The sequence below is a fragment of the Amycolatopsis sp. NPDC098790 genome, from assembly GCF_044759945.1.
Taxonomy (GTDB): Bacteria; Actinomycetota; Actinomycetes; order Mycobacteriales; family Pseudonocardiaceae; genus Amycolatopsis.
On record NZ_JBIWAI010000002.1, the window covers coordinates 378,735 to 392,179 of the forward strand.

At 71.9% G+C, this 13,445-nt stretch carries 15 protein-coding genes; 13 read left to right on the top strand and 2 right to left on the bottom strand.

What is annotated here, in order from left to right; translation table 11 throughout:
- The first annotated feature begins 65 nt into the window (after nucleotides 1-65).
- On the top strand, nucleotides 66-548 hold the full coding sequence (locus ACIQWX_RS15520; RefSeq protein WP_400870380.1) for a MarR family winged helix-turn-helix transcriptional regulator: 483 nt from the start codon (nucleotides 66-68) through the stop codon (nucleotides 546-548).
- A 15-nt stretch (nucleotides 549-563) separates the two neighbouring features.
- On the opposite strand, the gene ACIQWX_RS15525 is transcribed toward ACIQWX_RS15520, so the two are convergent.
- The gene (locus ACIQWX_RS15525; RefSeq protein WP_400870383.1) at nucleotides 564-965 is read right to left on the bottom strand and encodes a cupin domain-containing protein; all 402 of its coding nucleotides are present in this window, start codon (nucleotides 963-965) and stop codon (nucleotides 564-566) included.
- A gap of 162 nt (nucleotides 966-1,127) precedes the next feature.
- On the opposite strand from ACIQWX_RS15525, the gene ACIQWX_RS15530 reads away from it, so the two are divergent.
- Genes ACIQWX_RS15530 through ACIQWX_RS15585 form a run of 12 tightly spaced genes read left to right on the top strand, consistent with a single transcriptional unit; the run spans nucleotide 1,128 to nucleotide 11,951 of the window.
- The gene (locus tag ACIQWX_RS15530) at nucleotides 1,128-1,703 is read left to right on the top strand and encodes a carboxymuconolactone decarboxylase family protein (RefSeq protein WP_400870386.1); all 576 of its coding nucleotides are present in this window, start codon (nucleotides 1,128-1,130) and stop codon (nucleotides 1,701-1,703) included.
- Entirely contained in the window at nucleotides 1,700-2,662 is a 963-nt protein-coding gene (locus ACIQWX_RS15535) for an ABC transporter permease (RefSeq protein ID WP_400870389.1), read from the top strand. Before ACIQWX_RS15530 ends, ACIQWX_RS15535 begins: the two co-directional genes overlap by 4 nt.
- 30 nt (nucleotides 2,663-2,692) lie before the next feature.
- Nucleotides 2,693-3,835 (top strand): sugar ABC transporter substrate-binding protein, encoded by a 1,143-nt coding sequence (locus tag ACIQWX_RS15540; protein WP_400870391.1) that lies wholly within the window; start codon nucleotides 2,693-2,695, stop codon nucleotides 3,833-3,835.
- Nucleotides 3,832-5,388: an ATP-binding cassette domain-containing protein gene (locus tag ACIQWX_RS15545; RefSeq protein ID WP_400870394.1), complete on the top strand. Its 1,557-nt coding sequence runs from the start codon at nucleotides 3,832-3,834 to the stop codon at nucleotides 5,386-5,388. The genes ACIQWX_RS15540 and ACIQWX_RS15545 overlap by 4 nt, the downstream gene beginning before the upstream one ends.
- Entirely contained in the window at nucleotides 5,385-6,287 is a 903-nt protein-coding gene (locus ACIQWX_RS15550) for a LysR family transcriptional regulator (protein ID WP_400870397.1), read from the top strand. Before ACIQWX_RS15545 ends, ACIQWX_RS15550 begins: the two co-directional genes overlap by 4 nt.
- The gene (locus tag ACIQWX_RS15555; protein WP_400870400.1) at nucleotides 6,284-7,156 is read left to right on the top strand and encodes a VOC family protein; all 873 of its coding nucleotides are present in this window, start codon (nucleotides 6,284-6,286) and stop codon (nucleotides 7,154-7,156) included. The genes ACIQWX_RS15550 and ACIQWX_RS15555 overlap by 4 nt, the downstream gene beginning before the upstream one ends.
- Nucleotides 7,153-8,619: an NAD-dependent succinate-semialdehyde dehydrogenase gene (locus ACIQWX_RS15560; protein ID WP_400870403.1), complete on the top strand. Its 1,467-nt coding sequence runs from the start codon at nucleotides 7,153-7,155 to the stop codon at nucleotides 8,617-8,619. Before ACIQWX_RS15555 ends, ACIQWX_RS15560 begins: the two co-directional genes overlap by 4 nt.
- Nucleotides 8,619-9,362, top strand: a complete 744-nt coding sequence (locus tag ACIQWX_RS15565) for a fumarylacetoacetate hydrolase family protein (protein ID WP_400870406.1) — start codon at nucleotides 8,619-8,621, stop codon at nucleotides 9,360-9,362. The genes ACIQWX_RS15560 and ACIQWX_RS15565 overlap by 1 nt, the downstream gene beginning before the upstream one ends.
- Nucleotides 9,359-9,748 (top strand): VOC family protein, encoded by a 390-nt coding sequence (locus ACIQWX_RS15570; RefSeq protein WP_400870408.1) that lies wholly within the window; start codon nucleotides 9,359-9,361, stop codon nucleotides 9,746-9,748. The genes ACIQWX_RS15565 and ACIQWX_RS15570 overlap by 4 nt, the downstream gene beginning before the upstream one ends.
- A gap of 1 nt (nucleotide 9,749) precedes the next feature.
- A complete protein-coding gene (locus tag ACIQWX_RS15575; RefSeq protein ID WP_400870411.1) occupies nucleotides 9,750-10,538 on the top strand; it encodes an alpha/beta fold hydrolase in 789 nt (262 codons plus the stop codon).
- Complete coding sequence (locus ACIQWX_RS15580; protein WP_400870414.1) at nucleotides 10,535-10,981, top strand: heme-binding protein; 447 nt, start codon at nucleotides 10,535-10,537, stop codon at nucleotides 10,979-10,981. The genes ACIQWX_RS15575 and ACIQWX_RS15580 overlap by 4 nt, the downstream gene beginning before the upstream one ends.
- Nucleotides 10,974-11,951, top strand: coding sequence for a hypothetical protein (locus ACIQWX_RS15585; RefSeq protein WP_400870416.1), 978 nt, complete (start codon nucleotides 10,974-10,976; stop codon nucleotides 11,949-11,951). Before ACIQWX_RS15580 ends, ACIQWX_RS15585 begins: the two co-directional genes overlap by 8 nt.
- Nucleotides 11,952-12,409: 458 nt before the next feature.
- Here ACIQWX_RS15585 and ACIQWX_RS15590 read toward each other — a convergent pair whose 3' ends face one another.
- Entirely contained in the window at nucleotides 12,410-13,441 is a 1,032-nt protein-coding gene (locus ACIQWX_RS15590) for an Ldh family oxidoreductase (protein ID WP_400870419.1), read from the bottom strand.
- Nucleotides 13,442-13,445 lie beyond the last annotated feature (4 nt).

Sequence of the window (13,445 nt, forward strand, 5' to 3'; positions counted from 1 at the left end):
CCGCTAGGTAGTTTTGCCACAAAATGATATGGTCGGCCGCGCCGGGTGAGGCGAGGAGGCCGATCGTGGGTGAACCGACCGCCGTCGAGCGGGATGCCGGTGAGCAGCTGTGGCACCTGATGCCGCGGTTGCGGCGGGCGATCGTCGTCGCCGTCCGGGCCGCCGAACGGCTGCCTTCCTTACCCGAAGCGCAGGTCTTCGTCCTGCGCACCCTCGTGACGCTCGGTCCGCTGACCCCCGCGCGGCTGGCCGCGGAGCTGCACCTCGCCCGGCCCACCGTCAGCAACCTCGTCAAGGACCTCGTCGCGGCGGAGCTGCTCGAGCGACACCCCGCGCCGGACGACCGGCGCTCGGTGCTGCTCGTGCCCACCGAACGAGCCAAGTCCGTCTTGACGACCTTCGCCGCCGGCCGCGACGAAGTGCTGAGCCGGGCCTTGAGCGAAGTGTCGCAAAAGGACCGGGCCAGCCTCGTCGCCGCCCTGCCCGCGATGCGGCACCTGATGGAACGGCTGCAGGCCATGACGACGGACGACGAGGTGTCCCCGTGACGCGCGCCCCGCCGGTCAGGCCATGCGGTCTGCCTCGGACAGGTGCTCGACGGTCACGCCCGTCGCCGTGAACGTCCGCGTCACGTGGGCCGAGTCGTACACCCACAGGATCGTCATCGGCGCCGTCCCCGTGTTGCGGAAACAATGCGGTATTCCGGCTTCGACGTAGGTCGTGTCGAACTTCTCCAGCGGCGTGACGACGCCGTCGATCTCCACCTCCCCGGTCCCTTCGAGCAGGGTCACGTGCTCCACGCAGTTGTGCGTGTGCATCGGCGCGCCCGTGCCCGCCGGGTAGGTGCTGATCCCCGACGTCAACGTGGTGGCTTCGGTCGCGCTCGCCCGCGTGACCAACGGGATCGTGCGGACACTCCCGCCCCGGTCGAGCCGGGCCACGGCGGCGGCTTTGATGACGGTCATGCCGGGAGCCTAACCCCGGCACCGCGCTCCGGCGCGAACTCTAATGTTGCACCACGGCGGCCTCCGATTTCCCTTGCGCCATGGACAAAATCACCCGCCGTTCACCATCGTGGCACCACCGGCCCGCGGACCCTGCGCGGCGGCCGTGATCAGGAGGTGTACATGCGTCTCGGACCGCTTTCCGAGCTCAGCCCCGAACAGGCCGAGCTGAGCGCCCGCATCACGAACCGGCGCGGCGGCACGCGCGGGCCGTTCCTCGTCTGGCTGCGCAGCCCCGGGCTCTGCGACCGCGTCGAGGCGCTCGGTGCGTACTGCCGCTTCGAATCCGCGTTGCCCTTGCGGCTGCGCGAACTCAGCCTGCTGGTCGCCGCCCGGCACTTCGACGCGCAGTACTCGTGGAACGCCCACATCGACAAGGCCGTCGACGTGGGCGTGGACCGCGCGGCGCTGGAAAGGCTGGCCCGCCGCGAAGATCCCGACTTCCCGGACCCGGAAGACGCGCTGCTGCACCGGTTCGCGGCCGAAGTCCTCGAAAACCATTTCGTCACCGACGAGACGTTCGCCGCCGGCCTCGAAGCGTTCGGCGAGCGCGGCCTGGTCGACCTGATCGGCGCCCTCGGCAACTTTTCGATGCTCGCCATGCTGCTCAACACCTTCGAAGTCGACCTGCAACCCGACCGCGAGCCGCCGTTCCCCGACGTCCGCGGGTACGGCCGCGTCACCGGGGCGGCGTCGTGACCACCGCGACGGTGTCCGGCCACAAAGGACTCGGCGCGCGCTTCTCCGTGCTGGGCGTGTGGTTGCTGCTCGCCGTGGTCTACGCGCTCGCGGCGCCGGCCACGTTCCTCACCGCGGGGACCGTCCAGACGATCTTCGGCAGCCAGCAGGCACTGGTGTTCCTCACCGCCGCACTGCTGTGCACGATCTGCGTCGGCGAGTTCGTCGACCTCTCCGTCGCCTCGATCCTCGGGCTCTGCGCGATCGTCGTGCCGGTGCTGACCGTGCAGCACGGCTGGAACGTCTGGCTCGCGTCGCTCGCCGCGGTGGTGATCGGCGCTGCCGCCGGCGCGCTCAACGGTGCGCTGACGGTCTTCCTCGGCGTCAACACGATCGTCGTGACGCTCGGCATGGGCACGCTGCTGCTGGGGCTGGCGCTGTGGATCAGCAACCTCACCCCGGTCAGCGGCCTCGACGCGGACTTCGCGCAGATCGCGCTCGCCCCGGTCGCCGGCCTGCCGGTGAGCTTCTTCGAAGGCCTGGTCCTGATGCTGGCCTTCGCGTACGTCCTCGGCTGCACGCCGCTGGGCCGCAACATGCGGTTCGTCGGCGCCAACCGCGAGGTCAGCCGGCTTGCCGGCGTGCGCGTGGCCCGGATCCGCTTCGGTGCCTTCACCTCCGCCGGGCTCATCGCCGGCGTCGGCGGGGTGCTCTCGGCCGCGGCCACCGGCGGCTTCGACCCGACGGTGTCCCAGAGCTACCTGCTGCCCACGTTCGCCGCGACCTTCCTCGGCACCGCCGTTCTCGAGCCGGGGCGGTTCAACCCGCTCGGCACGCTCATCGCCGTCTACTTCCTCGCCACCGGCATCCTCGGCCTGCAGCTGCTCGGCGTCGCCGGCTGGGTGGCCAACGTCTTCTACGGCGGTGTCCTGGTCGTCGCGGTGACGATCTCGACGCTCCTGCGCGCCCGCGCGGGCTGAACTTCCCTCCCCTCCGTGAAAGGTTCGACGATGTATCAATCCCGGAGCAGACTCGTGATCGCCGCGGCCGTGCTCGTCCTCACCGCCGCGTGCGGCCAGGCCGGCTCGGCCGGCACCACCGGGAGCGGGGACGCCGACGTCACGGCCGCCCGCGACCTGGCCACCAAGCTGGAAAACCCGCTGAGCGGCTACCCGCTGCCGACCGCGGAGCTGACCCGGACCGCTTCCCTGCGCGGCAAGACGGTCTACTACGTGCCGGTGACGCAGCAGGCCCCGCAGTTCACCGTCACCGCCAACGCCTTGAAGGACGCGCTGACCGCCGCCGGGCTGACCCTGCAGGTCTGCAACGGCGGCTCGAACCCGTCGCAGATCTCCGCCTGCGTCTCCCAGGCGACGGCGGCGAACGCGGGCGCGGTCATCACCGACTCGATCCCGTACGCGCTGGCGGCGAACGCGCTGAACGCCGCACGGGCGAAGGGCATCCCGGTGCTCGTCACCGACCAGATCCCCGATCCCGCGCACCCGGCGGACGCCACGCTCGGCTACGTGCAGGGCGCCGGCGGCGACATGCTGCGCGCCGTCGCCGACTGGATCATCGCCGACTCCGGTGGCACGGCGAAGGTGCTGATCAACCAGAGCACCGACTCGCCGTCGACGGTGTCCTATGTGGAGCAGGCCAAGCAGGAGTTCTCCGGCAAGTGCCCGGGCTGCACGGTCGTGGTCAACCCGATCTCGTCGGCGAACTACTCGCTCATCGCGTCCTCGACGAGCTCGGCGGTGCTGCGCAACCCCGGCGTGAACTACGTCGTCTCGGAGTTCGACCAGTACCTGCAGCCGACGCTGCAGGGCGTCCAGCAGTCCGGCCGGATGTCCTCGATCAAGGGCGTGTCCACCGCCGCGCAGCTGAGCGGGCTGCAGATGCTGGCCGCGAAGAACTTCCTGCACGTGGACGCCGGGCAGGGCTCGGCCTACCAGGGCTGGGTGAGCGCCGACGCGGCGCTGCGGCTGATGCTGAAGGAGCCGCTGCCCACCTACACGATCCCGCTGCGGCTGTTCACCCGCGACAACGTAGGCAGCGTCGAGGTGACCGCCGCGGCGGAGGCATCCGGCGCCTGGTTCGGGCCCACCGACTACCCGCAGCGGTTCAAGACCCTCTGGGGCGTCGCGGCATGACCCGGCTGCGCGTCGACGCCGTGTCGAAGACGTTCGGCCGCCACCGCGCGCTGCGGGACGTGCGCCTCGAGGTCGCCGCCGGCGAGATCCACGGCCTGGTCGGGCAGAACGGCTCGGGCAAGTCGACGCTGGCGAAGATCCTCACCGGCTACCACCGCCCGGACCCCGGCGGCACGGTGGCGGTCGACGGCGCGGCCCTGCGGCTGCCGGTCCGGCCGGCGCGGGCGCGCGACGCCGGACTGACCGTGGTCCACCAGAGCCTCGGCCTGGTCGACGACCGCACGGTGGTGGAGAACCTGCGGCTCGGGCGCTACCGCGCCGGCCGCGTCAGCCGCCGGATCGCCTGGCGGGCCGAAGAAGAAGCCGCCGCGGCCGCCCTGGCGCGGCTCGGCAGGCACGTGCCCCTGCGGGCCCGGGCGGGCGAGCTGAACGAGGAGGACCGGGCCACCGTCGCCATCGCCCGCGCCCTCGACGACGCCCGCGACGGCCGCGGGGTGATCGTCTTCGACGAGTCCACCCGCTCGCTGACGCGCGAGACCCTGGAGCACTTTTATGCACTGCTGGACGAGGTGGTCGCCACCGGGACGTCGGTGCTGCTCATCACCCACCGGCTGGAGGAGGTCCTGGACGCCACCGACCGCGTCACGGTGCTGCGTGACGGCGAGAGCGTCGAAACCGGCCTGCGGACCCGCGACCTGACCGAGGCGGACCTCGTGCGGACCGTCCTGGGCCGCGAGCTGACGGGGCCCGGCGGTGGGCGGCCGCCGGTTTCGGCGGCGGGTCCGGTGGCCGAGGTGGACGGCCTGTGCGGCGCGGTTGCCGACGAGGTCAAGCTGGCCGTCGCGCCCGGTGAAGTGGTCGGGCTGACCGGCCTGCCCGGGTCGGGCCACGACGAGGTTCCGTACCTGCTCGCCGGAGCGCGCCGCGCTTCGGCCGGCCGGCTGCGGCTCGGCGGTCGCGTGCTGTCCTTGGCCGGTCTCGACTGCTCGACGGCCATCGACGCGGGTGTCGCGCTGGTGCCGGAAAGCCGGGACCGCGACGGTCTGGCGGGGGAGCTGACCGTCGCGGAGAACCTGCTGCTGACCGACCGCGGCTGCCGGACGAGGGACGTGCTGCCCCGCCACCGGGCCGCCGAGCGGACGCAGGTGCGCCGGTGGCTGGAGGCGCTCGACGTCCGGCCGCCGCGCCCGGACCTGCCGGTGGCCAAGCTCAGCGGCGGCAACCAGCAGAAGGTGCTGCTCGCCAAGTGGCTCGCGACGGGCCCGCGGCTGCTGGTGCTGCACGAGCCGACCCAGGCGGTCGACGTAGGCGCGCGCCACGCGATCGCCGCGGCGATCCGGGACGCGGCCGCGAGTGGCTGCGCGGTGCTCGTGTCCGGCACGGACGAGAACGAGCTGGCGCTGCTGTGCGACCGAGTCCTGGTGTTCGACGGCGGCGCGGTGCACGCGGAGCTGACCGGGCGGCCGGGTCCGGAGGACATCGTGGCGGCGTTGCGTGCCGGTGGCCGGCGTCGGTTGCGTGTTCGAGCGGAGGCTGAACCGTGGACCGGATGACCGTGATGCGCAGCTTCGTCGGCGTCGGCGAGCACGGCGCCTTCAGCCACGCCGCCCGGCGGCTCGGGATCTCCGGGTCGCTGGTCTCCCGGCACATCGCCGAGCTCGAAAAGCAGCTCGGCGTGCGGCTGGTCAACCGGACGGCCCGCGCAGTGACGCTGACCGCCGTCGGGCGGCGCTACTACGACTTCTCGCGCCGGATCCTCGACGAGGTCGACGCCGAAGACGAGGTCCTGCGTGGCATCCACGACAAAGCGGAGGGACCCCTCGCCGTCATCTGTCCGAAGTGGATCGGGCACCTCGACCTCGGCGAGGCGATCGCGGACTTCGCCGTCGACCACCCGAAGATCCACGTGCGGTTCGAGGTCGGCGGCATGTCCGAGCGCACCTTCGACTTCCTCGACAAGGGCTACGACATCGCGTTCCACACCCGCGACCTGCGCGACTCGACGCTGCTCGTCCGCCGCGTCGCCGACATCGAATACGTGCTGTGCGCCGCGCCGGCGTACCTGAAGACCGCGCCGCCGCTGACCGATCCGGCGTCGGTCGCCGAGCACGACTGCCTGGTGCACCTCAACGACCCCGTCTGGCACCTGCGCCACCACGGCGAGGAGGTGCACATCAAGGTTCTGTCCACTGTGTACTCGTCGAACAGCTACCTGACGCTGCGCAAGGCCGCGGTGCGCGGGCGCGGGCTGGCGCTGATGCCGGAGCGCACGGTGCAGGCCGACCTGGAAAGCGGGGCACTGCACCGGGTTCTGCCGGCCTTCGACGGGCCCGCGCGGTCGCTCTACGCCGTGCATTCGCCGGGCTCGCACACGATGCGCAAGGTCCGGCTGTTCCTCGACTACGTCTCCGCCTGGTTCCGCCGGCACCCACTGACCGGGGAGGGTTCGTGACGATTCAACGGATCGAACGCGTCGTGTACGGCGTCGACGACGTCGAGCGCTGCACCCGCTTCTTCGAGGACTTCGGGCTGGGCCCCGGCCTGACCACCGCGACCGGCCAGGTCGTCGAGCTGCGCCCGCTCGACGACCCGGCCCTGCCCGCCGCGGTCGAACCGGGCCCCGGCCTGCGCGAAATCGTCTGGGGCGTGCGCGAACAGCGCGACCTCGAACGGCTGCACGAGCGGCTCGGCTCGGTCACCGAGTCCGGCGGTGTCCTGCACACCACCGACGAAACCGGGTTCGGCGTGGGCTTCGCGGTCGCGTCGGTGACGCCGGCCGAGCCCGCCGTACCACCGGCGAACCGGCTCGGAGAAGTCCGCCGCTGGAACCGGCCCCTGGAACCGCCGGGCCGCGTCCGGCCGCTGCGGCTGTGCCACGTCGCCCTGAACATCCCCAAGGAAGGCCGCGAAGACGCCGTCGCGTTCTACACCCGCATCGGCTTCCGCATCACCGACCAGGTCCTCCCGATGGGCACGTTCCTGCGTGCCGAAGGCGACCACGACCAGCACACCATGCTGCTGTGCCACCGGCCCGACCGCGCCGGGACCAACCACACGGCCTACGAGGTCGCCTCCTTCGACGAGGTGATCACCGGGGCCAACCACATGCTCGACCGCGGCTGGCGCGAAGCCCGCAAGCTCGGCAGGCACACCGTCGGCTCCAACGTCTTCCGCTTCCTGCACGCGCCCTGCGGCGGCCGCGTCGAGTACGCCGCCGACATGGACCGCGTCGACGACACCTACGAAACCCGCGTCCACGAAACCACCCCGCCGCACCACCTCTGGACGCTCACCACGAACCGGGACGGTGACCAGTCATGACCAGCACCACGACCCTGCCCGCACCGCCGGAGGTCGACTACCCCGACCTCGGCCTGTACATCGACGGCGAGTGGAAGTCCGGCACCAGCGGCCAGCCGGTGCTGAACCCGGCCACCGGGGAGACGCTCGGCGAGGTCCCCTTCGCCGGACCAGCCGACCTTGACGCCGCCCTGGAAGCGGCCGACCGCGGCTTCCGCGTTTGGCGAGACACCCCGGTAGCCGAGCGCACCGCGATCCTGCACCGCGCCGCCGACCTGATCCGCGCGCGGGCGGGAGAAATCGGCCGGGTGATGACGGCCGAAGAGGGCAAGCCGCTCACCGAGTCCACCGGCGAAGCCCACCGCGCCGCCACCCTCCTCGACTGGGACGCCGAGGAAGCCCGGCGCGCCCACGGGCGGCTCATCCCGTCCGGCCCGGGGGAGACGCTGTCGGTCCACCGCGTCCCGATCGGGCCGGTCGCCGCGTTCATCCCCTGGAACTTCCCGGCCGGCGGGCCGATGCGCAAGATCGCCGCCGCCCTCGCCGCCGGGTGCTCGATCGTCATCAAGCCGTCGGAGGAGACGCCGGGCACCGCCTGCCTGCTCGCGCGCTGCTTCGCCGAGGCCGGGCTGCCCGCCGGCGTGCTCAACGTCGTCTTCGGCGTCCCGGCCGAGGTGTCGCGGCACCTGATCCCGTCGCCGGTGATCCGGTTCGTCGCCTTCACCGGCTCGGTCCCGGTCGGCAAGCAGCTGGCCGCGATGGCCGGTGAGGTCATGAAACCGGCGCTGATGGAGCTGGGCGGGCACGCGCCGGTGATCGTCTGCCCGGACGTCGACCCGGTCGCCGCCGCCCGGGCGTGTGTGCGCGGCAAGTACGCCAACGCGGGTCAGGTGTGCACGTCGCCGAGCCGCTTCTACGTCCACTCCGATCTTTACGACGACTTCCTCGGCGCGTTCGTGGAAGCCAGCGAAGCGGTTCGCGTGGGCAACGGTCTGGCGCCCGGGATTGGGATGGGACCGCTGGCGAGTTCGCGAAGGAGGGACGCGGTGCACCGGCTTGTCTCCGACGCCCGCGACCGCGGCGCCGAAGTGCTCACCGGTGGGTCCCCAGTGGACGGTCCCGGGTACTTCTACCCGCCGACCGTGCTGGCCGGCGTGCCCGACGACGCCGCGATCCTGAGCGAAGAGCCGTTCGGACCGGTCGCGCCCCTGCTGCGGTTCGACGACCTCGACGAGGTGCTCGCGCGGGCCAACGCCCTGCCGTTCGGCTTGGCGGCCTACGGGTTCACGCACCGCGCCGACGTCGCCGACCGCCTGGTGCGGGGGTTCGAGGCAGGCATCCTGTCGCTCAACCACACCGGCGGCTCGGTGCCGCACGCGCCCTCGGGCGGCTGGAAGGACAGCGGCTACGGCCGCGAAGGCGGAGCGGAAGGCCTCGACGGCTACCTCGTGACCAAGCGCGTCTCGCACCGGCTGGCGGTCTGATGCGCTGGTGCCGCGTGGCCGGCGGAGCGTTCGGGATCGTCACCGAGGACAAGGTCGAGCTGGTCGACGGGACGCCGTTCGGTGAGCACCGCCGCACCGGTGAAGTACGGGCCTTGGACGCCGTCCGGCTGCTGCCGCCGGTGGTGCCGCCGACGTTCTACGCTGTCGGCTTCAACTACCGCTCGCACGGCCCGGCCCCGGAGCGGCCCGAAGTGGGGTACCGGGCGCAGAGCGCGCTGATCGGCCACGGCGAGCCCGTCGTGAAGCCCGCGGACGCCGAAGGCGCGTTCGAAGCCGAGCCGGAACTGGTGGCGGTGCTCGGCCGGACCGTCCGCCGGTGCTCGCGCGACGAAGCCGCCGACGCCGTGTTCGGCTGGACCATCGGCAACGACGTGAGCGTCCGCGGCTGGCAGCGCACCGACCGGACCCTGTGGCGCGCCAAGAACTGCGACACGTTCAAGCCGATGGGGCCGTGGATCGACACCGCCGCGGCACCCCTGGAAGCCGAGACGACGGTGTCCGTCGACGGCGTGCGCGTCGCGGCCTTCCCGACCGGCGCGATGGTCTTCGACCCGTACGACTACCTCGCCGAGATCTCCCGGTACATCACGCTGCACCCCGGTGACGTGCTGTGGCTGGGGACCGGCGCGACCGTCGAAATGCGCCCCGGCACGACCGTCGACGTCGCCATCGGCGGGGTCGGCGTCCTGAGCAACCCGATCGTTCCGGAGGAGGACGAATGAGCAACCGCCCGGCCTACATCCACCACGTCAACTTCCCGACCACCGACCCCGAACGCACCAAAGCCTGGTACACCAAGGTGTTCGGGCTCAAGGCCATCACGCCGAAGAGCAACACCCGGGTCGTGCTGATGACCCGCGGCAACTTCGACCTGCACTTCACGCCGGTCGAGGAGATGGACCGGATGGCGCCGTACCACTTCGCGGTGGAAGTCGAGGACTGGGACGGGTTCCTGGCCCACCTGGAGGACCTCGGCATCCGGCACACCCGGCCGATCGAGCGCCCGGAGAACCAGTCGAAGTTCTGCTACATCCACGACCCCGACCACACGATGATCGAGCTCGTCTACCACGGCCGGCGCCCGCCGCTGGCCGGGACGGAGAACTGAGATGGCCTACGCGACCGCCGCGGACGGCACGCGGATCTACTACGAGCGCCACGGCGACGGCCCGGCCGTCCTGCTGGTGCACGGCTCGGGCGGCCACCACGCGGCCTGGTGGCAGCAGGTGCCGGCGCTGGCCGAGCGGCACACCGTGCTGACCCTCGACCTGCGCGGTTTCGGTCGTTCCGACTCGGGTTTCACCGAGTTCGACAGCCGCGTGTTCCCCGACGACGTCCTCGCCGTGCTGGAGGACTCGGGCGTGTCCCGGGCGGTGCTCGCGGGCCAGTCGATCGGAGCGGCGGCCGCGTTGAAGGCCGCGCTGCGCCGCCCTGAACTGGCCGCGGGCGTCGTGCTGGCGCACTCGCTCGGCGGGATCGCCGACGAGGAGTTGGCCGCTCGAGTCCGCGCCGATCGCGCGCGGGCCGAGCAGTTGCCGGTGCTCGACCGGCTGCTGACCCCGGCGTTCCGCGAGCGGGAACCGGCGCGGACTTTCCTGTTCCGGCAGCTGGGCACGTTCAACACGGCGAAGATGGCCGATCTGCGGAACCTGAACGCCGATGGCCCGTCCGTCGCCGACGTCTGTTCTTCGGGCATCCCGATCTGCTTCCTGGCGGGGGAGGAGGACGCCGTGCTGTCGGCGGACACCGTGCGCGCGGCCGCGGACCGCGTCACGGGATCGGTGCTGGAGCTGGTTCCGGGCGCACCGCACGCGATGTATTGGGAGGCACCGGAGTTGTTCAATGCCGCGTTGCTGCGGTTCCTGGACCGGGTCTACGCCGGGGCGGTGGTCGCGTGACCCTCGCGGTGGCTGACGCGCGGTCGTTGATCCGGGCGGCGCAGGAACGGGCGCTCGCTTTGGGGAAAGCGCTGTCCGTGGCGGTCGTGGACTACGGCGGGTTCGTCGTGGCCGTCGAGCGGATGGACGGCGCTCGCCCGATGACGCCCAGCATCGCGTTGTCCAAAGCGTATTCGGCGGCGGTCATGCAGCGGCCGACGGCGATGCTCAAGGGCTGGTCGGCGAGCGACCCGGTGTTCTTCGGCCAGGTCGCGCGGATGGGGCACCACCCGATCGTCGCGACGCTCGGCGGCTACACGCTCAAGCGGGACGGCGAAATCCTGGGAGGCGTCGGCATTTCCGGCGGCAGCCCGGAGGAGGACCAGGAGGTGGCGGAGGCGATCGTCTCGGCGGCCGGGTTCGCGACGGACTTCCCGGCGTGGGCGGGAGCGGTCCGTGGCTGACGACTTCAAGTACCACATCGACCACCACGTCGGCCTCGTCCGCCCGCCGGGGCTCGACGACGTGGACGCCGCGATCACGGCGGCGTTGTCGATGCAGCGGGGAGTGGCGTTGACGGCGGTCGGGGACGGCCAGTTCCGTCGCCGGGACGCTTTTTCGGTGGTGCACGACCACGTCTCCGGCTTCGGCTCGCCGTCGCCGGGACCGCTCGACGAATTGCTGGGTCCGCGTCTGGCGGGCCCGTCCCGGCCGCTGCGGTCGCCTGTCGCGTGTGGACGGTTGGCGCGCGACGAGGCCGAGTTCCTGGTTTCGGCGACCCGGCACCCGCTGGTGATCGCGTTGCCGTCACCGGGGTATGTGGCGGCAGGCTCGGGCGAGACGGCGGCGGTGGAGCTGGCGGCGATCGTGCGGGACGAGGTCGCCGCGCTGGCCGCCGAAGGGATCGCCTACGTGCAGCTGCACGACCCGGTGCTGCCGTTCGTGCTGACGGTGAGTGGGCGGGAGCGGGCCCGCGCGCTCGGTTTGGATCCTGACGCGCTGCTGGACCTGCTGCTGACCGCGGACGCGGCGGTCCTCGCGGGGCTGGAGGTGCCGGCGGACTTCCGGATCGGCCTCGACCTGACGACGTCCGGCTCGGCGGACGTGAGCGGCGGTTACGACCCGAAGGCGCTGACGACGTTCCTGGACCGGCAGCCGTTCGGCCGTTTGGGTGTGGAGGACCCGTTCCCGCTGGAAGAGCTGCGGCCGGGGTGCGTGGTCGCGCTGGGGGTGGTCGATGTGTCGACATCCGCTTTGGAGTCGGTCGACGACCTGCTTCGGCGGGTCGATGAGGCCGCGGCGGTGGTGGCGGTGGACGACATCGCGATCGCTACGAACGGCGCCTTCGTCGATCCGGCGGTCGAGGGGGTGCAGCGGGCGAAGCTGGAGCTGGTCGAGGTGGCGGCCCGGTACTTCTGGGGCAATGAGCTCTGAGGCCGGGCCGAACGTCATGAACGACTCTTTCATGTCGCCAGACGACATGAAAGAGTCGTTCATGACAGCCGAAATGCCCCCGGCCGACTTGGCCGGGGGCAATTCTTGTGGTCAGGCCAGCTCCTCCGGAGCTGACACACCGCTTTCCGTCGCGAGTGTCCGCAGCGTTTCCGCCAGTCCTCCGGCACCGCTCACGTTTTTGGCCGCGAGCGTGCGCAGGGTGCCCGCCAGCGCCGGTACCCGGAGGTGAGCCGCTTGCCCACGCACCGGGCTCGGCCAGGATTTCCGCCACGCCGTTGGCCGGGGCACCTTTGTTGTCGGGCCAGCTCCTCCGGAACCGCTACACCGCTTTCGGCGCGAGTGTCCGCAGGGCGCTCGCCCGTTTGGCGGGCACCGGCACTCCGGAGACCCGGCGCCGCGCCCGGCCAGGATCTCCGCCGGCCGGGGCGCCTCCGTGGTCAGCCAAGCCCCTCCGGCACCGACACACCGCTTTCCACCGCGAGAGTCCGCAGCGTTCCCGCCAGCTTGGCCGCCACCGGCACCCCCGACACGAGCCGCTCGTCCAGGCACCGCGCCCCGCGCTCGCCCGGGACCAGGATCTCCGCCGCCGGGTCCGTCCTCGGCAGGGACTTGATCGCCTCCACCGTCTCGTCCACCGTCCGGCGGAACTCCGCCACCGGCGTGAACGCAGCCACGTCGATCGCCATCAGCAGCGCGTTCTGGCGGTGCCGGCGCTCGCCCGAATGAAACGCCGGAACGATCGGGTTCAGCGTCAGCCCTCCCGCCAGCATGTCGAACAGCAACGACATGCCCGCGCCCTTCGCGCCGCCCACCGGCAGTGGGACCGCCGCTGAGGCGGGGTCGGTCGTCGGGTGGCCGTCGGCCGTCACGGCCGCGCCCTCCGGGAGCCTGCCGCCGCGGGCCTTCAGCACCGCGATGCGGCCGAGCGCCACCACCGCCGTCGCCATGTCCAGCAGCACCGTCGGATGCTTCCCGGCCGGCAGCGCGATCGACAGCGGGCTCGTCGCCACCGCCGGTCCGGCCGCGCCCGGGTATGCCATGTTCGGCACCCCGGCCACGATGCCCAGCCCGGCCATGCCGTACTGCGCCGCGCGTTCGGTGTAGTAGCCGATCGCTCCCGTGTGGACAGTTCCACGCACTGCGACCCACGCCGCGCCCGCGGAGCGGGCCATGCTCACGGCTTCGTCCATCGCCCGGGTGAGCGCGACCGGGCCGGGACCGGCGTCCGCGTCCAGCGTGGCCACCGCCGAACGCGGTTGGTCGAAGCCGATTTCGGGCCGCGGGTTGGCTTCCCCCGACGCGAACAGCTCCAGGTACCGCGGGATGCGGGACACGCCGTGGGACTCGATCCCGCGCAGGTTCGCCCACACGAGCACGTCGGCGATCGTGTCGGCGTGCTCGCGGCTGGTGCCGTGGGCGGTGAAGAGGTCGGCGACGAAGGTGCGAAGCGCCTTCTCAGGAATGGACACAGCA

What these genes read in the sequence shown, in the direction of transcription:
- ACIQWX_RS15525 (WP_400870383.1), bottom strand. Translation starts at nt 965, where the DNA reads ATGACCGTCATCAAAGCCGCCGCCGTGGCCCGGCTCGACCGGGGCGGG.
- ACIQWX_RS15530 (WP_400870386.1), top strand. Translation starts at nt 1,128, where the DNA reads ATGCGTCTCGGACCGCTTTCCGAGCTCAGCCCCGAACAGGCCGAGCTG.
- ACIQWX_RS15540 (WP_400870391.1), top strand. Translation starts at nt 2,693, where the DNA reads ATGTATCAATCCCGGAGCAGACTCGTGATCGCCGCGGCCGTGCTCGTC.
- ACIQWX_RS15545 (WP_400870394.1), top strand. Translation starts at nt 3,832, where the DNA reads ATGACCCGGCTGCGCGTCGACGCCGTGTCGAAGACGTTCGGCCGCCAC.
- ACIQWX_RS15550 (WP_400870397.1), top strand. Translation starts at nt 5,385, where the DNA reads ATGACCGTGATGCGCAGCTTCGTCGGCGTCGGCGAGCACGGCGCCTTC.
- ACIQWX_RS15560 (WP_400870403.1), top strand. Translation starts at nt 7,153, where the DNA reads ATGACCAGCACCACGACCCTGCCCGCACCGCCGGAGGTCGACTACCCC.
- ACIQWX_RS15565 (WP_400870406.1), top strand. Translation starts at nt 8,619, where the DNA reads ATGCGCTGGTGCCGCGTGGCCGGCGGAGCGTTCGGGATCGTCACCGAG.
- ACIQWX_RS15570 (WP_400870408.1), top strand. Translation starts at nt 9,359, where the DNA reads ATGAGCAACCGCCCGGCCTACATCCACCACGTCAACTTCCCGACCACC.
- ACIQWX_RS15575 (WP_400870411.1), top strand. Translation starts at nt 9,750, where the DNA reads ATGGCCTACGCGACCGCCGCGGACGGCACGCGGATCTACTACGAGCGC.